The organism is Streptomyces sp. NRRL F-6676 (assembly GCF_000725625.1).
Classification (GTDB): domain Bacteria; phylum Actinomycetota; class Actinomycetes; order Streptomycetales; family Streptomycetaceae; genus Streptomyces.
On record NZ_JOHS01000032.1, the window covers coordinates 1 to 23,112 of the forward strand.

Annotated in this window: 19 protein-coding genes and 1 pseudogene; 7 read left to right on the plus strand and 13 right to left on the minus strand. The window is 72.1% G+C overall.

The genetic code is table 11. The features are described from left to right. Nucleotides 1–602: 602 nt before the first annotated feature. Both IO29_RS20070 and IO29_RS20075 read right to left on the minus strand, forming a co-directional pair. Nucleotides 603–881: a DUF3039 domain-containing protein gene (locus tag IO29_RS20070; protein WP_030380467.1), complete on the minus strand. Its 279-nt coding sequence runs from the start codon at nucleotides 879–881 to the stop codon at nucleotides 603–605. A gap of 29 nt (nucleotides 882–910) precedes the next feature. After that, complete coding sequence (locus tag IO29_RS20075; protein ID WP_030380468.1) at nucleotides 911–1,483, minus strand: YqgE/AlgH family protein; 573 nt, start codon at nucleotides 1,481–1,483, stop codon at nucleotides 911–913. A gap of 297 nt (nucleotides 1,484–1,780) precedes the next feature. Between IO29_RS20075 and murA the strand changes: the two genes are divergently transcribed. After that, nucleotides 1,781–3,127 carry a UDP-N-acetylglucosamine 1-carboxyvinyltransferase gene (murA, locus tag IO29_RS20080; protein WP_030380469.1) on the plus strand — a complete coding sequence of 449 codons (1,347 nt, stop codon included), beginning with the start codon at nucleotides 1,781–1,783 and terminating at the stop codon, nucleotides 3,125–3,127. 163 nt (nucleotides 3,128–3,290) lie between these two features. Here the strand turns inward: murA and IO29_RS20085 are convergent, their stop codons facing one another. The 8 genes and pseudogenes from IO29_RS20085 to tnpA form a co-directional block, all read right to left on the minus strand. Next, on the minus strand, nucleotides 3,291–3,572 hold the full coding sequence (locus IO29_RS20085; RefSeq protein WP_006139383.1) for an HU family DNA-binding protein: 282 nt from the start codon (nucleotides 3,570–3,572) through the stop codon (nucleotides 3,291–3,293). Between the two features lie 380 nt (nucleotides 3,573–3,952). Beyond that, on the minus strand, nucleotides 3,953–5,368 hold the full coding sequence (locus IO29_RS20090) for an NAD-dependent malic enzyme (protein WP_030380470.1): 1,416 nt from the start codon (nucleotides 5,366–5,368) through the stop codon (nucleotides 3,953–3,955). 607 nt (nucleotides 5,369–5,975) lie between these two features. After that, complete coding sequence (locus tag IO29_RS20095; protein ID WP_037840570.1) at nucleotides 5,976–8,141, minus strand: HelD family protein; 2,166 nt, start codon at nucleotides 8,139–8,141, stop codon at nucleotides 5,976–5,978. Nucleotides 8,142–8,426: 285 nt separating this feature from the next. Next, nucleotides 8,427–9,251, minus strand: coding sequence for an anti-sigma factor family protein (locus tag IO29_RS20100; RefSeq protein WP_030380472.1), 825 nt, complete (start codon nucleotides 9,249–9,251; stop codon nucleotides 8,427–8,429). Then, nucleotides 9,248–9,844, minus strand: coding sequence for a sigma-70 family RNA polymerase sigma factor (locus tag IO29_RS20105; protein ID WP_030380473.1), 597 nt, complete (start codon nucleotides 9,842–9,844; stop codon nucleotides 9,248–9,250). Before IO29_RS20105 ends, IO29_RS20100 begins: the two co-directional genes overlap by 4 nt. 356 nt (nucleotides 9,845–10,200) lie before the next feature. Beyond that, nucleotides 10,201–10,809: a CGNR zinc finger domain-containing protein gene (locus IO29_RS20110; RefSeq protein ID WP_030380474.1), complete on the minus strand. Its 609-nt coding sequence runs from the start codon at nucleotides 10,807–10,809 to the stop codon at nucleotides 10,201–10,203. A gap of 109 nt (nucleotides 10,810–10,918) precedes the next feature. After that, complete coding sequence (locus IO29_RS20115; RefSeq protein ID WP_030380475.1) at nucleotides 10,919–12,130, minus strand: uroporphyrinogen-III synthase; 1,212 nt, start codon at nucleotides 12,128–12,130, stop codon at nucleotides 10,919–10,921. A 246-nt stretch (nucleotides 12,131–12,376) separates the two neighbouring features. Next, nucleotides 12,377–12,732 (minus strand): annotated as a pseudogene (gene tnpA / locus IO29_RS20120) (IS200/IS605 family transposase); the annotation flags it as partial. A gap of 63 nt (nucleotides 12,733–12,795) precedes the next feature. Between tnpA and IO29_RS20125 the strand changes: the two are divergent. Then, nucleotides 12,796–14,085 (plus strand): RNA-guided endonuclease InsQ/TnpB family protein, encoded by a 1,290-nt coding sequence (locus IO29_RS20125; protein WP_033225947.1) that lies wholly within the window; start codon nucleotides 12,796–12,798, stop codon nucleotides 14,083–14,085. Here IO29_RS20125 and IO29_RS20130 read toward each other — a convergent pair. Next, nucleotides 14,066–15,430: a NarK family nitrate/nitrite MFS transporter gene (locus tag IO29_RS20130; RefSeq protein WP_030380477.1), complete on the minus strand. Its 1,365-nt coding sequence runs from the start codon at nucleotides 15,428–15,430 to the stop codon at nucleotides 14,066–14,068. The two genes, IO29_RS20125 and IO29_RS20130, sit on opposite strands and share 20 nt — an antisense overlap. 296 nt (nucleotides 15,431–15,726) lie before the next feature. Here IO29_RS20130 and IO29_RS20135 point away from each other — a divergent pair, with 296 nt between their 5' ends. From IO29_RS20135 to IO29_RS20155, 5 genes are all read left to right on the plus strand, one after another. Beyond that, complete coding sequence (locus IO29_RS20135) at nucleotides 15,727–16,320, plus strand: winged helix-turn-helix domain-containing protein (protein WP_030380478.1); 594 nt, start codon at nucleotides 15,727–15,729, stop codon at nucleotides 16,318–16,320. 41 nt (nucleotides 16,321–16,361) lie between these two features. Further along, on the plus strand, nucleotides 16,362–17,651 hold the full coding sequence (locus IO29_RS20140; RefSeq protein ID WP_030380479.1) for an MFS transporter: 1,290 nt from the start codon (nucleotides 16,362–16,364) through the stop codon (nucleotides 17,649–17,651). A 191-nt stretch (nucleotides 17,652–17,842) separates the two neighbouring features. Beyond that, a complete protein-coding gene (locus tag IO29_RS20145; protein ID WP_030380480.1) occupies nucleotides 17,843–18,790 on the plus strand; it encodes an oxidoreductase in 948 nt (315 codons plus the stop codon). After that, nucleotides 18,787–19,788, plus strand: coding sequence for an AraC family transcriptional regulator (locus tag IO29_RS20150; protein WP_030380481.1), 1,002 nt, complete (start codon nucleotides 18,787–18,789; stop codon nucleotides 19,786–19,788). The genes IO29_RS20145 and IO29_RS20150 overlap by 4 nt, the downstream gene beginning before the upstream one ends. Further along, nucleotides 19,785–20,150 carry an EthD domain-containing protein gene (locus IO29_RS20155; protein ID WP_030380482.1) on the plus strand — a complete coding sequence of 122 codons (366 nt, stop codon included), beginning with the start codon at nucleotides 19,785–19,787 and terminating at the stop codon, nucleotides 20,148–20,150. The genes IO29_RS20150 and IO29_RS20155 overlap by 4 nt, the downstream gene beginning before the upstream one ends. 64 nt (nucleotides 20,151–20,214) lie before the next feature. Here IO29_RS20155 and IO29_RS20160 read toward each other — a convergent pair whose 3' ends face one another. Continuing rightward, nucleotides 20,215–21,354: a saccharopine dehydrogenase NADP-binding domain-containing protein gene (locus IO29_RS20160; RefSeq protein ID WP_078618330.1), complete on the minus strand. Its 1,140-nt coding sequence runs from the start codon at nucleotides 21,352–21,354 to the stop codon at nucleotides 20,215–20,217. A gap of 283 nt (nucleotides 21,355–21,637) precedes the next feature. Further along, nucleotides 21,638–22,993 (minus strand): acyltransferase family protein, encoded by a 1,356-nt coding sequence (locus IO29_RS20165; RefSeq protein ID WP_420705387.1) that lies wholly within the window; start codon nucleotides 22,991–22,993, stop codon nucleotides 21,638–21,640. Between the last annotated feature and the right edge of the window lie 119 nt (nucleotides 22,994–23,112).

Consider the following 23,112-nt stretch of genomic DNA (forward strand, 5'->3'; position numbering starts at 1 on the left):
GGGGGGGGGGGGGGGGGGGGGGGGGGGGGGGGGGGGGGGGGGGGGGGGGGGGGGGGGGGGGAGGGGCAGGCCGAGGGCCGTGCCGAGGGTGGTGCGGAGCCAGTGGGCGGTGGCGGTGGTGCCGGGGGGCGCGTCGAGGGTGGTGTGGGCGTCGAGGGTGGGGGTGCGGGTGGCGGGTGTGGGGATGATGTGACGGGGGGCGGGGACGAGGGCGGGGGGTGCGGGTTCGGGGTGGGTCATACGGACGCCTCCAGGGGTGCGGGGCGGTGGCCTCACCGGAAGGGTTTTCGCCCCCGCCGCCCTTACCCTTCCCATCCCCAGGGGCTCCGCCCCTTCGACCCCGGCGGGGGCTGCGCCCCCTGCACCCCCGCGGGGCTCCGCCCCTGCACCCCGACAGACGTGAGGGGCTCTGCCCCCTGCACCCCGCGGGGCTCCGCCCCTGCACCCCGACAGACGTGAGGGGCTCTGCCCCCGGGCCCGTTGCAGGGCGGGGAGGCTTCGTCCCCGGGCCCGTTGCAGGGTGGGGAGGCTTCGTTCCCGGGCCCATTACAGGGCGGCCCCAGGGGGCTTTGCCCCCTGGAGCCCGTCGGTGCCCGCGGCAGTTACTTCTTGCCGCCTTCGTCGCCGCCGCCGTTTTCCATGGACTCGTAGATCTCCTTGCACATGGGGCACACCGGGTACTTCTTCGGGTCACGGCCCGGGACCCACACCTTGCCGCAGAGCGCCACGACGGGCGTGCCGTCGAGGGCGCTCGCCATGATCTTGTCCTTCTGGACGTAGTGCGCGAAGCGCTCGTGATCGCCGTCGCCGTGCGACACCTGCGGCGTCGGCTCGACGAGGGTCCCCGTACCGGTCCCGCGCTCGGGCTCGAGAGTGCTCATGGGGCCAAGGGTACTGAAACGTGCCGGGTTCAGTTGAGCGACGGGTCGTCCGGATACGTGGCCACCATCGCCAGCTCGCTGCGCTGCCGGCGCAGCACCTCGCGCCACAGCGTCTCCGGCGACGGCGAGGAGACGTCCCCGGGCTCGGACTCGACGACGTACCAGGCGCCGTCCGACAGTTCGTCCTCGAGCTGGCCCGGCCCCCAGCCCGCGTACCCGGCGAAGATCCGCAGCGAGCCGAGCGCCGAGGCCAGCAGCTCCGGCGGGGCCTCCAGGTCGACGAGCCCGATCGCGCCGTGCACCCGCCGCCAGCCCAGCGGGGTCCGCTCGCCGGAGCCGCCGCCGGGGATGACCGCGACGCCGAGCGCCGAGTCGAGGGAGACGGGCCCGCCCTGGAAGACGACCCCGGGGTCACCGGCGAGGTCGGCCCAGCCCTCGAGGATGTCGCCCACGTCGACCGGGGTCGGGCGGTTGAGGACGACGCCGAGCGAGCCCTCCTCGTCGTGGTCGAGGAGGAGCACCACCGCGCGCTCGAAGTTCGGATCCGACAGGGCGGGCGTGGCCACGAGCAGCCGCCCCGTGAGCGAGGACACCTCGGTCATGCCAGACATGATCCCGCATCTTCCCCCCGCGTGGGGAGGCAATCCCGGTACGCGGGTGAGGGCCGGCCGGGGCGCAGGGAAGCGGCACCGGGCGCACGGCGGGGGCAGGTACGGTTCCGGCCATCCGCCGGCCGCCTCCCGGCCGCCCGCCGGTCACCCCACGTGCCCGCGCGGGTACGGCTCGTGTTGTGGCAAAGCTATGACCTCCCTGGGTGGTCCCTGGGCTTACTCCAGGGGGGTGCCCGGCCATTACCCTTGCCTCTTCGGCCCTGCCCCCCTCACCGGAACGCGAGATACATGACCGTCAACGGCAATGACGACGTCCTGCTTGTCCACGGCGGAACCCCGCTGGAGGGCGAGATCCGTGTCCGCGGTGCGAAGAACCTCGTACCGAAGGCCATGGTGGCGGCCCTGCTGGGCAGCGCGCCGAGCCGGCTGCGCAACGTCCCCGACATCCGCGACGTGCGGGTGGTGCGCGGACTGCTGCAACTGCACGGCGTGACGGTGCGCCCCGGCGAGGAGCCCGGCGAACTGGTGCTCGACCCGACGCGGGTCGAGAGCGCGAACGTCGCCGACATCGATGCCCACGCGGGCTCCTCCCGCATCCCGATCCTGTTCTGCGGCCCGCTGCTGCACCGGCTCGGCCACGCGTTCATCCCGGGTCTCGGCGGCTGCGACATCGGCGGCCGGCCCATCGACTTCCACTTCGACGTGCTGCGACAGTTCGGGGCGAAGATCGAGAAGCGGGCGGACGGGCAGTACCTGGAGGCGCCGCAGCGGCTGCGCGGTACGAAGATCGCGCTGCCGTACCCCTCGGTGGGCGCCACCGAGCAGGTGCTGCTGACGGCCGTGCTCGCGGAGGGCGTCACCGAGCTGTCCAACGCGGCGGTCGAGCCGGAGATCGAGGACCTGATCTGCGTGTTGCAGAAAATGGGCGCGATCATCGCGATGGACACCGACCGGACGATCCGCATCACCGGTGTCGACACGCTCGGCGGCTACACCCACCGGGCGCTGCCGGACCGGCTGGAGGCCGCGTCCTGGGCGTCCGCCGCGCTCGCCACCGAGGGGAACATCTACGTCCACGGGGCGCAGCAGCGGTCGATGATGACGTTCCTCAACACCTACCGCAAGGTGGGCGGGGCGTTCGAGATCGACGACGAGGGCATCCGGTTCTGGCACCCGGGCGGGCAGCTGAAGTCCATCGCCCTGGAGACGGACGTGCACCCCGGCTTCCAGACGGACTGGCAGCAGCCGCTGGTCGTCGCGCTGACGCAGGCGACGGGGCTGTCGATCATCCACGAGACGGTGTACGAGTCCCGGCTCGGGTTCACCTCCGCGCTGAACCAGATGGGGGCGCACATACAGCTGTACCGCGAGTGCCTCGGGGGCTCGCACTGCCGGTTCGGGCAGCGCAACTTCCTGCACTCGGCGGTCGTCTCGGGCCCGACGAAGCTACAGGGTGCGGATCTGGTCATCCCCGACCTGCGGGGCGGCTTCTCGTATCTGATCGCCGCGCTGGCGGCGCAGGGGACGTCCCGGGTCCACGGGATCGACCTGATCAACCGCGGCTACGAGAACTTCATGGAGAAACTCGCGGCCCTGGGCGCCAAGGCCGAACTCCCGACGGCGACCCTGGCGTAGCCTGCCGGGCTCGCGCCCTCGGGCGCCGGCGCCCGCCGGGGTCGTAGGGGCGGAGCCCCTGGCAGGTACGCCGTTGGGGCGGCCCCGGAGTCCCGGGGCCGCCCCAACGGCGTGTGTCACGGTGCCGCGCGCCGTCCCCCGACGCACGACAGGGCCGGCAACGTCAGTTGCCCTTCGCGGCTTCCTTGAGCTTGCTGCCCGCCGACACCTTCACGCTGTAGCCGGCCGGGATCTGGATCGGGTCACCGGTCTGCGGGTTGCGCGCGGTGCGAGCGGCACGGTGCGTGCGCTCGAAGGTCAGGAAGCCGGGGATGGTGACCTTCTCGTCGCCCTTGGCGACGATCTCGCCGACCGTCTCGGCGAAGGCGGCCAGAACGGCGTCGGCGTCCTTGCGGGTCACCTCGGCGCGGTCGGCCAGCGCGGCCACCAGCTCACTGCGGTTCATGTTCTTACTCCCGTGTTCTTCTTGCCATGGAGGCGTGCCACGCGGCCAGGCCGCATGTCGGGCACGGCGAAGCCGATGCTGCCAGGGTCCCCGGTGAGTCCCCGGACCCGGGTCCGTCGTCCGAACCCTCGCGCCCAGGGAGGCATCCTGCCCCTACCTGCGGCGGTAAAGCCAATCCGGCACCCGCAGGAATGGTGAGAACACTCCCGCGTGTCACACGAAAAGCGGCCACCGGTACCGGCCGGACAGACCCTAGGCGGCGCTCGCAGCCCCTCTGCCCCGCGACGCGCCGGGTACGCCCCCGCCGTGTCCATCGTCACAGCGGGGGCACAGAACCTACCGGACACCCCGGAACGTCACGCCGTGGGCCGCCAGGGACGTCACGCCGTGACGCCCGCCGCCTTCGCCGCGTCGCGGACCGCGCCGGCCACCGCGCCGGCGACCTTGTCGTTGAAGACGGACGGGATGATGTAGTTCGCGTTGAGCTCGTCCTCGCTCACCACGTCCGCCAGGGCCGTCGCCGCGGCCAGCATCATCTCGGTGTTGACGGTGCGGGACTGCGCGTCCAGCAGGCCGCGGAAGACGCCCGGGAAGACCAGCACGTTGTTGATCTGGTTCGGGAAGTCCGAGCGGCCGGTGGCGACCACCGCGGCCGTCTGACGTGCGACGGCCGGGTCCACCTCGGGGTCCGGGTTCGCGAGCGCGAACACGATCGCGCCCTCGGCCATCGCGGCCACGTCGTCGCCGTCCAGGACGTTGGGCGCGGAGACGCCGATGAAGACGTCGGCCTCGCGCACGGCCTCCTTCAGCGTGCCGGTGAGGTTCTCGGGGTTGGTGTTGTCCGCGATCCAGCGCAGCGCCGAGTCGGGCGCGGCGTCCACCAGGTCCTCGCGCCCGGCGTGCACGACGCCGTGGATGTCGGCGACGACCGCGTTCTTCACCCCGGCCGCCAGCAGCAGCTTCAGGATGGCCGTACCGGCCGCGCCCGCGCCCGACATGACGACCCGCACGTTCTCGATCGCCTTGCCGACCACGCGCAGCGCGTTGGTCAGGCTGGCCAGCACCACGATCGCGGTGCCGTGCTGGTCGTCGTGGAAGACGGGGATGTCCAGGGCCTCGCGCAGCCGCGCCTCGATCTCGAAGCAGCGCGGCGCGGAGATGTCCTCCAGGTTGATGCCCGCGAAGCCCGGGGCGATCGCCTTGACGATCTCCACGATCGCATCCGTGTCCTGGGTGTCCAGGCAGAGCGGCCAGGCGTCGATGCCCGCGAACCGCTTGAACAGGGCGGCCTTGCCCTCCATCACCGGCAGCGCGGCCTTGGGGCCGATGTTGCCGAGGCCCAGCACCGCCGAGCCGTCGGTCACGACGGCGACGGAGTTGCGCTTGATGGTCAACCGGCGGGCGTCCTCGGGGTTCTGCGCGATCGCCATGCAGACCCGGGCCACACCGGGGGTGTAGATCATGGAGAGGTCGTCACGGTTGCGGATGGGATGCTTCGACGCCATCTCGATCTTGCCGCCGAGGTGCATCAGGAACGTACGGTCCGAGACCTTGCCCAGCGTGACGCCCTCGATGCCGCGCAGCTGCTGCACGATCTGGTCGGCGTGCGCGGTGGAGCTGGCCGCGATGGTGACGTCGATACGGAGCTTCTCGTGACCGGAGGCGGTCACGTCGAGGCCGGTCACCGAGCCTCCGGAGGACTCCACCGCGTGGGTGAGCTGCGAGACGGCCGTTCCGCTCGCGGGCACCTCCAGCCGGATGGTCATCGAGTAGGAGACGCTGGGCGCCGTTGCCATGGCCGACTTCCTCTGCTTTCACCGTACAAAAGGCGTAGTGCTGTGGGGTGCGGACATGCGGACCCCACGGACGGGGTCTCGCGCGGCCGCGTGTGCGCGTGGTATTGCGCGCGGTGTGCCGTCCGATCGTCGCACCTACCGCGGAGTACGTGGTAGCCGCCCCCGATTGCGAACGTTGTGTTCGTGGACACGTTCGCCGGAAACCTCGCGGCCGGAGCCCGCGGGTCCGGGAAATCGCCGCGAGATTCGGGTTTCGGCAAGGAAGTCGCGGGAGGGGAATTGCCCTACGGGGATCGTTTGTTACCTTGGATGTGGCACCGGCTCGATCCAAGCCCCCGGGCCCAACCTTAGTCGCTTCGAGCGACCACTTGCCGCGAGGCGAGCATGGCGGGCCGGTGTCACAGACGTAGGAGAAGGGCCCGTACCGGCGCACAGCCGGTACGGGCCCTTCTCTCGTGTCTTCCCTGAGACGTGCCTTCCCCATAGGCGTGGCTTCCCCATAGGCGCGACTTCCCCGTAGGCGTGCCTTCCCTGGAGGCGTGCCTTCCCCATAGGCGCGACTTCCCCGTAGGCGTGCCTTCCCTGGAGGCGTGCCTTCCCTGGAGGTCTAGTCCCGCAGCAGGTCCGGTACCCCGTGCGCGTCCGGCTCGTCCCGGTCGCCGGAGACGACGGTGAGCTGCTGGGTCGCCCGGGTCAGCGCCACGTAGAGCACGCGCAGCCCGGCGGGTGACTCGTCGGCGATCTCCGCGGGCGAGACGACGACCGTGGCGTCGTACTCCAGGCCCTTGGCCTCCAGGCTGCCGAGCGCGACCACGCGGTCGCCGAGCCCGGCCAGCCAGCGGGCCGCCTCCTCGCGCCGCCGCATGGCGACGACGACGCCGACCGTGCCGTCGACCCGATCGAGGAGCGCGGCCGTCTCCTCCCGCACGGTCCGCGCGAGCGACTCCCCCACGGCGGCGAACCGGGGTGCGAGGCCGGTGGAGCGGACCGCCGAGGGGGCCGTCGAGCCCGGCATGGCCAGGGCCAGGACGCGGGCGGCCAGGTCGGCGATCTCGGCGGGGTTGCGGTAGTTGACGGTGAGGGTGAAGCGGCGGCGGGGCCGGGAGCCGAGGGCCTCGTCGCGGGCGGCGGCGGCCTCGTCCGGGTCGGACCAGGAGGACTGGGCGGGGTCGCCGACGACGGTCCAGGTGGCGTGCCGGCCGCGGCGGCCCAGCATCCGCCACTGCATGGGGGTGACGTCCTGTGCCTCGTCCACGATGACGTGCGCGTACTCGGTGCGCTCCTGCGCCAGCCGTTCGGCGCGCTCGCGCTGGGACTCCTCGCGCACCGGCATCAGTTCCTCCAGGCCGGTGAGCTGGTCCAGCGGATCCGCCTCGCGCCGCCTGCGGGGGCGGGCGGGGACGCCGAGGATCGCCTGGAGTTCGTCGAGCAGGGCCACGTCGTGCACGGAGAAGCCGTCGCGGCGCAGGGACTTCGCGATCCGGCGGACCTCGCCGGGGTTGAGGACGCGCCGGGCCCAGCGGCCGAGCCGCCGTTCGTCGGCCATCGCGTCCAGCACGCCGCGCGGGGTCAGTTCGGGCCACCAGGCGTCGAGGAAGTCGGTGAAGGGGTCCTCGGTGGAGACGTCCTCGTCGAAGGAGGAGCGCAGCTCGGCGGCGAGTTCGGGGTCGGTGTGCCGGGACCCGGCGCCGGACTTCGCCCACAGCGCGTCCAGCAGCAGCTTGCGGGCGCGCGGGCGCAGCAGGTTGACGGGGGCGGTGCCGCCGAGCGCGGTACGGCGGATCTCCGCGAGCTCCTCCGCCTCCAGTTCGAGGCGGCGGCCGAAGGCGACGACGCGCAGGCGGGTGGGCGCGCCGCGCCCCTCCAGGGCGCCGCGGGCCGCCTTGCGCAGCACCTTCAGCATGCGCAGGGAACCCTTGACGCGGGCGGTGGCCGGGGAGTCGTAGAGCCCCGCCTCGGCGCCGTCGACGAGGGAACCGAGGGCGCGGATCGCGACCTGGCCCTCCTCGCCGAGCGAGGGCAGCACGCCCTCGGTGTACGCGACGAGCAGCGGCGTCGGCGAGACGATCAGGATGCCGCCCGCGTACCGGCGCCGGTCCTGGTAGAGCAGGTAGGCCGCCCGGTGCAGCGCGACGGCCGTCTTGCCGGTGCCGGGCCCGCCCTCGACGTACGTGACGGAGGCGGCGGGGGCGCGGATCACCAGGTCCTGCTCGGCCTGGATGGAGGAGACGATGTCCCGCATGGAGTGCGTACGGGCCCGGCCGAGCGCGGCCATCAGGGCGCCGTCGCCGATCACGGGCAGCTCGCGGCCGTCGAGGTACGCGGTCAGCTCGGGCCGCATCAGGTCGTCCTCGACGCCGAGGACGCGGCGTCCCTTGGACCGGATGACCCGGCGGCGCACGACCCGGCCGGGGTCGACCGGGGTCGCACGGTAGAAGGGGGCCGCGGCGGGCGCGCCGTCGGGGCCCTTCTTGCCGTCCTTGCCGAGGAGGAGGTCGACGCGGCCGAAGAGGAAGTCCTCGAACTCGTTGTTGAGGCGGTTGAGATGGATGCCGGCGCGGAAGACCAGGGCGTCGCGCTCGGCGAGGGCGCCGGGCGTGCCGACCTGGCCGCGGCGGGCCGCGTCGTGCATCAGGAACTCGGCCTCGTGGATCTTCTCCTCGAGGCGGTGGTAGACGCGGTCGAGGTGCCGCTGCTCGACGAGGATCTCCTGGTCGCGCGCGGAGTCGCCTGCGGCGGGCTTGATGTGCGGCGGTTGAACCTGAGCGGCCACCGGCTCCCCTTCTGACGTGCTGAGCAGCCGTCCACCGTACGCGAAGGGGGACACGTGCGGCTACGCGCGGGGCGCCCGGAAGGTTTTTCGCCCCCGCCGCCCCTACCCTCCCCCAAGCTCTCGGCTTCGCTCGAGCAGGGGGGACCCCCATCGTCCCCGGGGGCTCCGCCCCCGGACCCCCGCTAAACGATTGCGCAGTTCCCCGCGCCCCTCAAGGGGCGCGGGGAACTGCGCGAGAAGCCCCACCGGCGGTCAGCCGACAACGCACCCAACGAGGTCCAAGGGCTACGCGTTCACCTCGACCAACCGCTTGCCGTCGAACGTCATGACCTCGAAGTGGTCGATGTCGTTCGGTTTGAAGGCCGCGCCCCCGCGCACGTACAACGGCTTCTTCGCCTCGTCGGACTTCGCGTTCTCGATGCCGTACCCCCAGTTCGGCACCGACCACGAACTCACCGTCTCCCGCTCACCGTTCTTGCCGACGGCGATCAGCGAGCACTTCTGCGGCCCCTTGACGTTCTTCAGCTCCAGCACCGCGTCGGTGCCCCAGTCCTTCTGCTGCATGGCGACGACCGCGCTGACGGCCGTCCCCGCGTCCGTGTGGGACACCTTGTCGTCGATGCTCTCGAACGCCGCCTTCGCCGCGGCCGGCGCCGACGCCTGGGTGGTCGAACCGCCCCCGTCGTCACCGCCGTTGACCGCCATCACGGCGAGCGGACCGCCGATGATGAGCGCGGCCGCGGCGGCCACCAGGTAGAAGCCGCGGCGCCGCTTGAGGGCGCGCTTCTCCGACACCTCGTCGACCAGCCGTTCGACCAGGCGCGGGCTGGGTTTCGCGGAGAGGGACTCGCCGATCGCGGGCGTCCCGGCACCGGGCAGGTCCGCGAGCGCGGCCAGCATCGGTTCCATCCCGGCGAGGCTGTCGAGCTGCTGCCCGCACCACTCGCAGGTGGCGAGATGGGCCTCGAAGGCCGTGGCCTCGGCGTCGTCGAGGATGCCGAGGGCGTAGGCGCCGACGGTCTCGTGGACGTTGTCGTCCCCGGAGCCGCCGCGTGGACCGTGCACGGAGCCGGGGGAACCGGTTCCATATCCCCCGTAGACGTTGCTCATGCCGTCACCCCGCGCTCCTCGAGAGCCAGCTTCATCGACCGCAGGGCGTAGAACACCCGTGAGCGCACCGTGCCGCTGGGTATCCCGAGCGTTTCGGCCGCCTCATTGACCGTACGCCCTTTGAAGTACGTTTCAACCAGGACCTCCCTGTGAGCAGGGGTCAGGTCGTCCAGCGCGTCCGAGAGTGTCATCAGCCACAACGCCTTGTCGATCTCGTCCTCCGCGGGGATGACCTCCAGCGGCGACGGGTCCACCTCCTGCGGCCGGGCCTGCCGGCTGCGGTGGCCGTCGATGACGATGCGCCGGGCGACCGTCACCAGCCAGGGGCGTACCGAACCGGTCGCTCGATTCAGCTGACCGGCGTTCTTCCAGGCACGGATGAGCGTTTCCTGCACGACGTCCTCGGCACGCTGCCGGTCGCCCGCGACCAGACGCAGCACATAGGCGAGCAACGGTCCCGCGTGTTCCCGGTACAACGCACGCATCAGCTCCTCGTCCGGTTCGGCCGAGGAGTTCGACGCGGACGGAGTCATGCGATGTCGGGCCCTTGGCCTTCGTTCATCAGCCACGGCGGAATCCTTGCGCACGCCCACCTCCGATGTCCGGGGGTTCCCCCAGTCGGTCGCTCACATCCGGGTACGTGGGCGGGTGTCGTTGTGTTCAACGAGACAGCACGATTTTGTGACGACAGGTGTGGGAGGTCACGCCGGTGGGCATCCATTTCACCCGCTACGGGACATTCGGCCGCGACCGCCGGGAGACGCAGGTCACAAGGGCGTCTTAATCACTTCGTGATACACGGAGATCCCGGCGTGAAAATTCGGCTTGACCCGTGTGGAGAAAATGTCGAAACGGCATGTCCGGGTCGTGCGGTCTCGTACGGGCTCGTGGCCGCTCGTGCGCGCTCGTGCGGATTCGGGTTCGTATTCCGGGTTTCCGCATTCCGGGTTCAGGTGCGCGCCAGGGCCGCGCGGCGGCGGTGGCGGGCGACGCGTTCGCGGTTGCCGCACAGTTCGCTCGAACACCAGCGGCGGCGCCGGCCGCGGGAGGTGTCCAGGTAGACGAGGGGGCAGTGGTCGCCCTCGCACCGGCGCAGCCGCGCCCGGGCGGCGGGGTCGGTGAGCAGGTCCACGGCGTCCCAGGCGAGCGCGGCGAGCAGCGCGGCGCAGGTGGGCGGTGCCTGGAGGGTGCGGACGAGGGTGCCGTCGGCGGCGCGGAGCGCGCGGGGGGCGGGGGGTGCCGCCTGGCGGGCGCGGGCGTTGAGGTGCGCGAGGGCTTCGGTGACGGCGTCGGCGGGCGTGGTGCGGGGGCTGAGGGTCTCTTCGGTCAACCGGGCCGCGTGGTCGCGGAGTTCGCGGAACGGGGGGAGCCAGGTGGAATCGACGTGGGAGAGCTCGGTGCCGGGTGGGACGAGGGGGGTGGTGGTGATCCAGGTGCGGAGGGCGGTGGGGGTGAGGAGGTGTTCGGTGGGATGGGTGGTGGCGAGGAGGGCGAGGCAGGGGCGGCCGGCGTCGAAGCGGGGGGTACCGGCGGTGGCGCCGGTTGTGGACGGGAGCATGCGGGGTCACCGCCTTGGGGGGAACCGGTCCCTCTACAGTGCCCGCCTGCGGGCACGGCGGGAACCCCCCGGGGCCGGGCCCGAGGGCTTTTCGCCCCCGCCGTGACGGTCAGCCCGGCTCGCAGTCACCCGCCGCGTCCACCGCCAGCCGGTACCCCCGCTTCACCACCGTCTGGATCAGCCCCGGTACGGCCAACGCCGCCCGCAGGCGGGTCATCGCCGTCTCGACGGCGTGCTCGTCCCGCCCCGTGCCGGGAAGCGCACGGAGGAGCACGGCCCGGGGGACGACCCATCCCGGCCGCTGCGCCAGCGCCCGCAGCAGCGACATCCCCGCCGGCGGCACCGCCCGCAGCTCCCCGTCCACCACCACCGCATGGCCCCGGATCTCCACCCGGTGCCCGGCGACCGGCAGGGTCCGGGCGCGCCCCGGCAGTTCACGGCAGAGGAGCTGTACGAGCGGGCCGAGCCGGAACCGCTCGGGCTGCACCGTCGGCACCCCGCGCGCCTGCAACGGCACAGCCGTCACCGGCCCGACGCACGCCGCCAGCACGTCGTGCCCCAGCGCGGCGAGCACGTCGTCGAGCATTCCCCGCTGTTCCGCGCGGGAGAAGAGGGAGGCGGCGGCGGGCGCGCTGGTGAACGTCAGGGCGTCGAGCCCGCGGGCGACCGTCGCGTCGAGGAGCCGGTCGAGCGGCCCGAGGTCCTCCGGCGGCATCCACCGGTACACCGGCACCCCGACCACCTCGGCCCCGCTCTCCCGCAGCGCCTCGACGAAGCCGGGCAGCGGCTCGCCGTGCAGCTGGACGGCGATGCGGCGGCCGTCGACGCCCTGGTCGAGGAGCCGGTCGAGCACCTCGGCCATCGACTCCGACGACGGCGACCACCGTTCGGTGAGCCCGGCGGCCCGTACCGCGCCCTTGACCTTGGGGCCGCGGGCGAGGAGTTCGACGTCGCCGTCGCGGAGCCGGGCGAGGAGTTCCTCGCCGAGCCCCCAGCCGTCGGCGGCCTCGATCCAGCCGCGGAAGCCGATGGCCGTGGTGGCGACCACCACGTCGGGCGTCTGGCGCAGCAACTCCTTGGTGGCGGCGAGGAGTTCGCCGTCGTCGGAGAGCGGCACGATGCGCAGGGCGGGGGCGTGCTGGACGGCGGCGCCGCGTCGTTCGAGCAGCACGCCCAGTTCCTCGGCCCGGCGCGCGGCGGTCACCCCGACGGTGAACCCGGCGAGCGGCCCGTACGTGTGGCCGGCCCCCGGGCCCTCCCCCGGCGGCCCCTGCCCCTGTTCCTGCCCCTGTTCCGGTGACTGCTGTCCGTCGTCGTCCATGGCCCTCGTCCCGTGCTCGTCCCCACGCTCGGCCCCGCGCTCGGCCCCGCGCTCGGCCCCGCGCTCCGCCGGTGCGACCCGTCCGTCCCTGCCTGCCCGTCTTACGAGCGTGCCAACGCCGCGTGACGGTCCCGGTTCGGCCCCATGTCGCTTGTGTTACCAGGTTCCTTGCAGAGAACCCCGTATCCACACCGGGGATGAATGCGTCTCAAGACTGCTCTGACGTGCATTTTAGAGTGGACGTTTCTACAACTCGATGTACTGGCGGACAATGGCCAACGGCGCCCCACCGTGCGACACGGAGAAGTAGGAGGGCGACCACAGGTGCCTGTGCATGAGGGCGCGGTTGATCCTTCCGGTGAACTCTCCCCCAGCCTTCGGCCGGGATGTGCCCCCAGCCGGATCCGGCGGGCGGAGGCGCCCTTGAGGCTGTTGACCAGCTTGGAGACGGCGACCTTCGGCGGGTAGTGCACCAGGAGGTGTACGTGATCGCGTTCGCCGTCGAACCTCTTCAGCTCTGCCTCGACGTCCTCGCACACCTTGCGCATGATTTCTTCGCAGCGTGTCAGCATCTCGTCGTTGAAGACTCCGCGCCGGCACCTGCCCGCCATTCCTGTGATCATCCCACTCCGCTGAGTTACAGGTCGCGCGGTAGGGTCCTGGTCATGCAGCTCCGCTACAACTACCGGGCCTACCCGGACGCCTACCAGCGCCGCGCGCTGGCAAAGGCGTTCGGATGTGCCCGCGTGGTGTGGAACGACTGCCTGCGCGACCGCAAGGAAGCGCACGCGGCGGGGCTGCCGTATGTGAAGTCGGCCGAGTTGTCCCGGCTTCGCATCACCCAGGCCAAGCGCACGGAGGAACGCGCCTGGCTCGCCGACGTGTCGGCCGTCGTCCTGCAACAGTCCCTCCGGGACCTCGACACCGCCTACAAGAACTTCTTCGACTCGGTCAAGGGCAAGCGGCAGGGCCGCAACGTCGGGCCGCCCCGCCACAAGTCGAAGAAGGACACCCGGCAGTCGATCCGTCTCAACACCAACGCCTTCTCCCTCCAGGGCGACGGCACCGTGTACGTGGCCAAGGCCGGCAACCTCAAGGTCACGTGGTCGCGCCGGCTTCCGGCAGCCCCGACTTCTCTCACCGTCACCAAGGACAGCTGCGGCCGGTACTTCCTCAGCTTCGTCGTCGACACCGAATTGGGCTTCCTCCCCGAGGCGGAGACGGAAACCGGTATCGACCTCGGCCTGTCCGCCTTCGCGGTCCTGTCCGACGGGCGGAAGATCGACAGCCCGCGTTTCCTGCGCCGGGCGGAGAAGAAACTCAAGCGCCTCCATCGGGAGCTGTCCCGCAAGCAGAAGGGGTCGAAGAACCGGGCCAAGGCCCGTATCAAGGTCGCACGCCAGCACGCACGTGTGGCGGACCGGCGCCGGGACTTCCACCACAAGGCTTCCACACAGATCATCCGCGACAACCAAGCGGTGTACGTGGAAGACCTCGCGGTGTCCGCTCTCGGGCGCACCCGGCTCGCCAAGTCCGTGCACGACGCGGGATGGTCCGCGTTCGTACGGATGCTGGAATACAAGGCGGCTCTGCACGGCCGCACTTTCGCCAAGGTGGGCCGGGCCTTCCCCTCCTCACAGGTCTGCTCGGCCTGCGGATTCCGGGACGGCCCGAAGCCTCTCCACGTCCGTGAGTGGGCGTGCGGGCAGTGCGGCACGGTGCACGACCGCGACCACAACGCAGCCCGCAACATCCTCTTGGAAGGACGCCGAATCGTCGCCGCCGGACGGGCGGAGATGCCAAACGCCTGTGGAGCGCCGGTAAGACGGGCACACGTGCCCGCACAGCGCGGTGAAGCAGGAAGCTCCCGGAAGGCTCGGACGACCCAGGCCGGAATCCCTGGGCTTCAGGGCAGGGAGCACGTCAAGTCACGTCTCACACCTCAACGTAGCTGAGCTGCGCCTTCGTCTCCGCGGCGGCGCTCGTACGGGGCCGGCCGGCCGGGCGGCGAAGGTATACGGCCCAGGTGAGGGCGAAGCAGGCGGCGTAGAAGGCGAGGAAGGCGGCGAAGGCGCCGGTGCCGGAGCCGTAGGAGAGGAAGGACTGGCGGAAGGCGAGGTTGATGCCGACGCCGCCGAGCGCGCCCACCGCGCCGATGAGGCCCATCGCCGCGCCGGAGAGCCGGCGCCCGTACGCCGCGGCCGCTTCGCCCGTGAGCCCCTCGGCCAGGGCTTTGGCCTGGAAGATGCCGGGGATCATCTTGAACGTCGAGCCGTTGCCGAGCCCGCTGAGCACGAACAGCACGACGAACACCGTCACGAACAGGGGCAGCGACCCGGCGAGACCGGCCGCGAGGAGGCCCGCGGTGGCGGCGGCCATGCCGACGTAGTTCCACAGGGTGATGCGGGCGCCGCCGTAGCGGTCGGCGAGCCGGCCGCCGAGGGGGCGGATGAGGGAGCCGAGGAGCGGGCCGATGAAGGTGAGGTAGGCGGCCTGGAGCGGGGTGCGCCCGAACTGGTTCTGCAACACCATCCCGAAGGCGAAGCTGTAGCCGATGAACGAGCCGAAGGTGCCGACGTAGAGGAAGGACATGATCCAGGTGTGGACGTCCCGCACGGCGTCCTTGGCGGCGCCGGTGTCGTTCTTCACGGAGGCGAGGTTGTCCATGCGCAGCGCGGCGAGCACGGCGGCGAGCAGGATCAGCGGGATGTAGATCCCGAGCAGCAGCCGGGGACCGCCGCCCGCCCCGATGAGGGCGAGCGCGACGAGCTGGATCACGGGCACGCCGATGTTGCCGCCGCCCGCGTTGAGCCCGAGCGCCCACCCCTTCTTCCGCAGCGGGAAGAACGCGTTGATGTTGGTCATGGAGGAGGCGAAGTTGCCGCCGCCGATGCCGGCGAGGAGGGCGACGAGGAGGAAGGTGGAGAAGGAGGTGCCGGGCTCCATGACGACGAACGCGGCGGTGGTCGGCACGAGCAGCAGACTCGCGGAGATCACGGTCCAGTTCCGCCCCCCGAACACCGCGACGGCGAAGGTGTAGGGGACGCGGACGACCGCGCCGACCAGCGTGACGACCGAGGTCAGCAGGAACTTGTCGGCGGGGGTGAGGCCGTACTCGGGCCCCATGAACAGCACGAGCACGGACCACAGGGTCCACACGGAGAACCCGATGTGCTCGGACACCACGGAGAAGAACAGATTGCGGTTGGCGATCCGCTCTCCACCCCGCTCCCAGAACCCTTCGTCCTCGGGCTCCCAACGCTCGATCCAACGGCCGGCGGGGCCACTCGCTCTGCTCATCGTGCCTCCACGGTGCGGTGCGGGCTCCCGACGCTAGGAACCCCGCATTTCACCGCTGTGGCAGCACGTGACCACGACGGAACGATGCGCTCACTCGGAGCGGGAACGGCATGAGAGGCCGCCCCGGCACATCACCGGCCCCCGTACAGAACCCGCAGCCCCACGACCACGGCCCGCCCGCCCGGCCTTGCACCGTGCCAGTGGCGAGCTGAACCCCGCGGGCAGGCAGGGCCGCCCGGCCACACAACTCTGAAGCACTTATTGCGAAGTTTCCGCTTCACTCCTACCGTGGGCGCATGCCACCCAAGCAGCAGCCCGAGCAGATCACCGACCTGGCGCGGTTGCGGGCGTTCATGAATCCGTTGCGGATGCAGCTCTACCGGCTGCTGTACGCCGCGGGCAGTGCGACCGCCTCGCAGCTCGCCGAGCATGTCGACGGGACGCCGTCGCTGGTCAGTTACCACCTGCGCAAGCTGGCCGAGCACGGCTTCGTGGCCCAGGCCGACGGTGAGAACGACGACGGACGCGAGCGGTGGTGGCGGGTGGCGTCGGAGGAGGGCTGGGGGTTTCGTGACTCCGACTTCGCCGGGACTCCGGAGGGCGCCGCCGCCGTCGGCGCGGTGACCCGGGGAATCTTCGACACCCAGGTCGCCCAGTACCGCACGTATCTCGACCAGAAGTCCGCCTGGGGAAAGGAGTGGACCGACGCGGCCTTCGCCTCGGAGTGGCTGCTCGACCTCACTCCGGACGAACTCGCCGAGATGAACGGCGAACTCGAGGCGCTGGCCCGGCGCTGGCGGGAGCGCGGCAGGGCCGCCAAGGCGGACGGTGGCACCGAGGACCGCGAGCACGTGTCCGTGCACCTTTACGGCTTCCCCTTCCGGCCCTGACCGGCGTCCACGGTCCCCCTCGACTCACTGGAGAGCCCGTCATGGCCGTTCCGGAGACAGTCCCGCCCACGCACATCACGGCACCGGCGGCCCACCGGGACGGCAACGTGCTGCGCTGGCTCGCCGCCTACACCGCTTCCCTCGTCGGCGACAGCGTGTACTTCGTCGCCCTGGGCTGGTCCGCCCAGAAGGCCGCCGGGCCGGCCGAGGTCGGCCTCGTCATGGCGTCGGGCGCGCTCCCCCGCGCGCTGCTCATGCTCGGCGGGGGCGTGGTGGCCGACCGGTTGGATCCCCGCCGGGTCATCCTCGGCAGTGACGCGCTGCGCTGCCTCCTCATGCTGGTGGTCGCCGCGGTCGTCGCGCTGACGGCACCGGCCCTGTGGCTGCTCGTCGCGGTGGCGCTCGTCTTCGGCGCCGTGGACGCGCTGTTCGTTCCCGCCGTCGGAGCCCTCCCCCCGCTCCTCACGACCCCCGATCAACTGGCCCGGGTCACCGGCATGCGCTCCCTGTCGATGCGCCTCGGCCAGATCGCGGGCCCGCCGGTCGGCGGCCTGGCCATGGGGCTCGGCGGTCCCGCCGCCGCCTTCGCCGTCGCCGGGGCGTTCATCGCCCTGTCCCTGCCGCTCCTGCTGACGACACGAACACGGTCCCTCGGATCGCGCGACGCCGAGAAGCCGACCCCCGGCACCGCGCGGCAGGACCTGCTCGACGGCCTGCGCTACATCCGTCGCCACCGGCTCATCGGCCCGCTCGTCGTGGCCGGCGCGATCTGCGAACTCGGGCTCACCAGCACGCTCAACGTCGGCATGGTGCTCCTCAACGCCGAACGTGGCTGGGGCCCTTCCGGCTACGGCTGGATCGTCGGCAGCTTCAGCGCGGGGGCCACGGCCGGCGCCTCGCTGCTCGCCGTCGCCGGCCGGCTTCCCCGGGCCGGTCTGGTGCTCGCCGGGACGCTGCTCGTGGGCTGCACGGGCGCGGCGGCCCTCGCCCTGGTGCCCACCCTGTGGCTCGCCGCCGTGCTGGCCGCCGTCGTCGGACTGAGCGCGGGTGTCTTCGGCAGTCTGGACAACGCCCTCATCCAGACCGCCGCGGACCCGGCCTACCTCGGCCGGGTCACCTCCGTCGTCATGCTCACCATGGTCGGTCTCGCACCCCTCAGCTATCCCCTGGTCGGCGCCGCCGTCGGGGCCTGGGGGACCGCCCCGGTGTTCGTCGGTTGCGGCGTCTTCGCCGGTCTGGGCGCGGTCCTCCCGCTGGCGTCTCGCGCGGTGCGGCACGCCGAACTGCCCCGGAAACGGCCGGCCGCGACTGTTCCCGGCGCGGCCGCGTGACGTCATTCACCGCCTGGCGAGAGAAGACCTGAGAGGACCAACGGTGCACGGCACGCCCCGGCACGACGCCGGACTCGGCGCGGTGGGCAGCGTGGCGCGATCGGAGACCGTCTTGGCGCCTTATGTCACTACCCGGTGCATCGTGACTCCTTACGGTTGTCGCAGAGCGCTGACCGTGAGGAGCGAGCACCATGTGGTCGACCAAGGACATCCCGGCCCAACGCGGGCGCGTAGCAGTGGTCACCGGCGCGAACGGGGGGCTCGGGCTGGCGACCGCCACCGCGCTCGCCGCAGCTGGCGCTCACCTCGTCATGGCGGCGCGGGACCGGCCCAAGGCGGACCGGGCATGTCAGCGGATCCGGGCGGCGCATCCGGGGGCCTCGGTCGAGGTCGTGCCGCTGGATCTGGGATCCCTGGAGTCCGCGCGGAGCGCCGCCGCGGACATACGGACGAGGCATCCCCGTATCGACCTGCTGATCAACAACGCGGGCGTGATGGCGGTGCCCGAAAGCGTGACGGCCGACGGACTCGAAACCCAGTTCGCCGTCAACCACCTGGGGCACTGGGTGCTCACCGCCGGGCTGCTCCCCGCTCTGGTGCGCACCCCGGGGGCCCGTGTGGTGACCCTGACCAGCAGCGCACAGCACTTCGGCCGCGCGGTGGCCCCCGGCGGACCGTACCTCGGGCGGCCCTACACGCCCTGGCGTGCCTACGACACGTCCAAGCTCGCCAACCGCCATTTCGCCCAGGGTCTCGACCGCCGGTTCCGTGCCGCGGGCCTCTCCGCCAGGGCGCTGACCGCGCACCCCGGGTTCACCGACTCCGATCTGTTCGACACGACGCGGGCGGCGGGCGCGGCCGGGACACGCGGCCGTGTCCTCCACTCCGTGACACGCGCGGTCGGCATGGACACCGAACGCGGGGTGCTGAGCCAGCTCCGCGCCGCGACCGATCCGCACGCCGAAGGGGGCACCCTCTACGGCCCGCTCTGGGTGGTCACCGGCCCGCCCGTCGCCCGCCGGCTGATCCGGCCCGGCGCCGACCGGGCCATCAGCCGGTTGTGGCAGGTCTCCCGGCGCCTCACCGGCGTCGATGTCGACGTAGCCGGTGCTCTCGCCGAGTCGGCCGGTCACGCATGACCGCGGACAGGTTCCACCTGGGCTCCGGCACGGCGGCGATGTTCGCCGACCTCGGTGTCGAGACCGGTGCTGTCCTGCGACTGGCGGGACTGCCGGAGGATCTGCTGCTCCGAGGGCGGACGGCCCTCACTCCCGCGCAGTTCTACCGGTGCTGGACCGCGATGGAGGAGGTCTCGGGTGATCCCGCGCTCGCCGTGCGGCTGGCCGCACACCTGCGCGTGGAGACGTTCCAGCCACTCGTCTTCGCGGCTCTGTGCGGCCCCGACCTGTACCGGGCGGCGGAGCGCATCGCGCTCTACAAGCGCCTGCTGGGCCCACAACTGGTCACACTGGACGGCGGCGGCCGGCTGACCCTCACCATGCGCTGGCCGGTGCGTCCCCCGCCGCCCAGCGGCCTGGTCACGTACGAAGTCGCCTTCTGGCTCGCGCTCGCGCGACTCGGCACCCGGAAGCGGATCGTCCCGTCACGGGTCACGACGCCGGAGCCACCCCACCCCGACGCGATGGAGGCGTGGCGCGAGTACCTGGGCGTTCCCGTCGAACCCGGCGCGAGGGCGGCGGTGACGTTCACCGAAGCCGACGCCACGACGCCGTTCCTGACCTCCGACGCGCGGATGTGGCAGGTTTTCGAACCCGACCTGCGCCGCCGGCTCGCCGACCTGGACCAGGCGGAGTCGACCGCCCACCGTGTGCGTGCCGTCCTGGTCGAACTGCTGCCCTCCGGCAACCACGCGGCAGCGGACGTCGCCCGGCGGCTGGCGCTCAGCACCAGGACGCTGCAACGACGGCTCGCCGAAGAGCACACGAGTTTCCAGGCGGTGCTCGACCGGACCAGACACGCGCTGGCCCGTCACTACCTCCAGCAGCGGGAGGTCTCCGTCACCGAGATCGCGCTGCTCCTCGGCTACGACGAGCCGCGCTCGTTCTACCGGGCCTTCCGGGCCTGGTCCGGAACCACACCCCACCAAGTCCGCACCACCGAGGAGACATCGACGTGATCAAACTGACCCTCGTGCTACGACGCCGCGGCGACCTCACCCACGACGAGTTCGTGGAGTACCACCGCGACCGGCACGCGCCGTTGTTCGAGTCGCTCGAAGTGGTGAGGGACAACGTCCGCCGCTACGTCCAGCAGCACACCGTGACACCGGACATACCCGGTCTGCCGGTCCGGGAAGACATCGACGGCCTCACCGAATTGTGGTTCGACGACCAGCAGGCGCTCGAACGGGTCTTCGGCGATGCCGAGTACCTGGCCCTCGTCCGGCCGGACGAGGGGAAGTTCCTGGACATGGAGCACACCGAGTGCCTGCTGACCGAAGAGCACCAGGTCCTCGGCCGGGTCGCGGACTCCCGGTAGCGGCATCGGGCAGCGGCGCCGGGCCGACAGCGCCGGGCGGGTACTCCCGGTGCCCGACGGCAGCTCAGGCACTCCCGCGCACAGCGCCGCTTTCCAGGAACTCCGCCCCCGCCGCCTCCGCCAGCCCCGGTCCGAACAGTGTGGCCGGGGTGTGCGCGCCCGGGGTGGCCTCGCCTCGGGCCAGGCGCGCGGCGACCTCCGCCGCGACCGACGTCGTGAACTCCATGGCGTCGCCCGTGCGCAGCCACACCTCGTGGCTGGTGCCGTCGGACCAGGTCGCGCGGGCGCGGGCGTAGGAGTGGGGGCGGGGGGCCGCGCGTTCGCTGGCGCGGACCCGGGCGAGCCGCCGCTTCGCCGCGTTGCCGATCGCCGGGCGGGCCAGCACCACCGCCATGACGGGCAGCAGCGCGCGGACCACCAGGGCGCTCGGGAACTCCGCGTTGCCGGCCGTCACATACGGGGCCCCGCTCGCATGGTGGGCGGCCTCCAGGTCACCGGCCGGCAGTGCCATGGCCCGGGCCGCGGAGCCGTCCGGCAGGGTGAAGCGCTCGACTCCGGAGCCGATCCGGGCACGGACGAGACGGCCCCGCTCGTAGCGGTGACCGCCGACCGTGACGCCGTTGACCAGGCTGGCCGCCAACGCCTCCCCGAGCAGGCCGGGCTCGGTGCGGACCGACGGCACCGCGTCCACCCGCACCCGCTCCGCCGGCGGCATGTCCTCGCACACCTTCCGTACGGCGCTCTCGGTGGCGCACACGCCGAAACCCGCGCCCGGGACCAGCGTGCTGCCCTTCGCCACCGCATCGTCGTGCAGGTCCAGGACCTGGCGGATCGACGTGAGCTCGTTGGAGAGGTCGAGGTAGTGGGTGCCGGGCGGGCAGGCCCGGATCACCGGCACCGCGGTCCCCGTGAACGGGCCGATCGTGTTGACGACTACGGTGGGCGCGTTGCGCGCCAGTGCCGCCGTCGTCTCCTCCATCGTCGGCGCCACCACGGTGCGCGGGTTCCCGCCCAGCTCCGCGGCCAGCTCGCGCAGGCGGCCCGCGTCGCGTCCCACCAGGACCGTCGCGAGGCCGCGCGCCGCCAGCAGCGAGGCGACCGTCCGGCCGACGCGGCCGGTCGCACCCAGGATCCAGATGCCGCCGCCGTCACCGGCCGAACCGGCCGACCCGGTGTCCGTTCCGGTTCCCGTCTTCTCCGACACCCTGACCGCCGCCCTCTCGCCGCTTCGTTCCGTCGTCCTTCGCACTTCGCAGGACTTCTTCCAGCATCGGAGCGGACGGCCCACGGCGTCCAAAGCCTGTTCCGCACGGGCCGATACGGTCCGGGCATCGCGGCAGGTCGGCGCGGCTCGCCCGGCCGGAACGCGCCGCGATCTGCCGACGACCGCTCGCGGCACGGACCTGCCGCCCACCACAGGACGACACGGGTCTGCCGTCCGCCACAGGACGACACGGATCTGCCGCCCCGGAGCGGCGGCCGCCGCATCAGCGCCCGTGCTGGCCCGACCCCGCCCTGGCCCGCCCCCGCCTCGCCCCGTTCGGCCACAGCCTCGGCCGTCGCTTGGCCGCCAGGTCCTCCACCCAGCCGAAGGCGACGATCGCCACCGCGAGCATGGGCCAGACCAGGACGAACGGCCAGTACTCGTAGGTCGAGTCGAGAAAGGACACCGCGCCCTCGGACTGCGTGAACGGCAGGTTGTAGAACTGGTCGATGATCGGGAACGTGAACGCGATCAGCAGGTTGTGCCAGAGATAGATCGTGACCGCGCGGTTGTTCGACAGGGTCACCAGCTTGTCCCACTTCGCCAGCCTGCCCGGCAGCTCCTGCCACGACGGGGAGTACTGGAGCAGGATGGCCACGAACCCGAGCGACCAGGCCGCCTGGACGAACGGCATCTCGTCCAGGTTCCAGCCCTCGTCACCGAGGTGCCCCGAGGCCCACCACAGGGCGAAGGCCATCACGAAGGCGGAGCCCGAGACGACGGCGTAGCGCGGGATCTTCTTCAGCATGCCGTCGTGGTGCGCGAAGCCGAGCACCCAGCAACTGCCGTAGACCGCGAAGTCCGTCACCGCGTTGCCGGTCTCGCCGGGGATGCTGACGATGCCCGCGTCGATCAGCACCGTCAGGCCCAGCGGCGCGAGCAGCGTCGGCCACGGGAAGCGGCGGAACGCCCACAGCAGCAGCGGGGAGGCGACCACGAACCAGAGGTAGGCGCGCAGGTACCACAGGGGGCCGGCCGCGTCGTCCGGCCAGGTGGCGCCGAGGATGCCGGTGGAGTCGGCGCCGAGTTCGGCCGGGTACGGCGGGGCGCCGACCGGGACGATGTACTCGAGCAGCTTCACCAGTCCGGCGAAGCCGGAGCCGAGGTCGGGGTCCTTCGTCGGGTTCCAGCCGCCGCCGACGATCATCATCGTCAGCAGGACCGCCCCGAACAGCCACATCGGGGGCAGCAGCCGGCGCAGCCGGCCCCGGATCACGCTGAGCGGCGGGCGCTTGAGCGAGCGGGCCATCAGCGAGCCCGCGAGGGCGAACATGACCCCCATGGAGGGGAACAGGATCGTCAGCCACGCCCAGCCGAAGATGTGGAACGCGACGACGCGGACCAGGGCGAGCGAGCGCAGGAGGTCCAGGTAGCGGTCACGGCCGGGTTTCTTCGCTCCGGCAGCGGCGCCCTTCCGTGCGTCCTCGGTGGCGGCAGCCCCGGGTGCGTCCTCGGTGGCGGGCGTCGCCGGGGCGGCTCCCGCCCGGTCCGCCGCCGTCGCCGCCGATCGCTGGATCGGGAAGCCGTCCGTCAGCGAGGCGGTCGGCGGGGCCGGTACCGGGAAGGGGTCCGTGGCCAGTGCCGGGTCCGTCGCCGGGTCGTACGGGTCCGCGCCCGCGAGCGGGGCGGTCGCCCACGCCTGCCGTTCGGCGGCCGAGGCGCGCGTCCAGGAGTCCGGGCCGGTGGCGGGGTCGCCGT

Coding starts and splice junctions, on each gene's coding strand:
- IO29_RS20070 (WP_030380467.1), bottom strand. CDS start 881: ATGAGCACTCTCGAGCCCGAGCGCGGGACCGGTACGGGGACCCTCGTC.
- IO29_RS20075 (WP_030380468.1), bottom strand. CDS start 1,483: ATGACCGAGGTGTCCTCGCTCACGGGGCGGCTGCTCGTGGCCACGCCC.
- murA (WP_030380469.1), top strand. CDS start 1,781: ATGACCGTCAACGGCAATGACGACGTCCTGCTTGTCCACGGCGGAACC.
- IO29_RS20085 (WP_006139383.1), bottom strand. CDS start 3,572: ATGAACCGCAGTGAGCTGGTGGCCGCGCTGGCCGACCGCGCCGAGGTG.
- IO29_RS20090 (WP_030380470.1), bottom strand. CDS start 5,368: ATGGCAACGGCGCCCAGCGTCTCCTACTCGATGACCATCCGGCTGGAG.
- IO29_RS20100 (WP_030380472.1), bottom strand. CDS start 9,251: ATGAGCAACGTCTACGGGGGATATGGAACCGGTTCCCCCGGCTCCGTG.
- IO29_RS20110 (WP_030380474.1), bottom strand. CDS start 10,809: ATGCTCCCGTCCACAACCGGCGCCACCGCCGGTACCCCCCGCTTCGAC.
- IO29_RS20115 (WP_030380475.1), bottom strand. CDS start 12,130: ATGGACGACGACGGACAGCAGTCACCGGAACAGGGGCAGGAACAGGGG.
- IO29_RS20125 (WP_033225947.1), top strand. CDS start 12,796: ATGCAGCTCCGCTACAACTACCGGGCCTACCCGGACGCCTACCAGCGC.
- IO29_RS20130 (WP_030380477.1), bottom strand. CDS start 15,430: ATGAGCAGAGCGAGTGGCCCCGCCGGCCGTTGGATCGAGCGTTGGGAG.
- IO29_RS20135 (WP_030380478.1), top strand. CDS start 15,727: ATGCCACCCAAGCAGCAGCCCGAGCAGATCACCGACCTGGCGCGGTTG.
- IO29_RS20140 (WP_030380479.1), top strand. CDS start 16,362: ATGGCCGTTCCGGAGACAGTCCCGCCCACGCACATCACGGCACCGGCG.
- IO29_RS20145 (WP_030380480.1), top strand. CDS start 17,843: ATGTGGTCGACCAAGGACATCCCGGCCCAACGCGGGCGCGTAGCAGTG.
- IO29_RS20150 (WP_030380481.1), top strand. CDS start 18,787: ATGACCGCGGACAGGTTCCACCTGGGCTCCGGCACGGCGGCGATGTTC.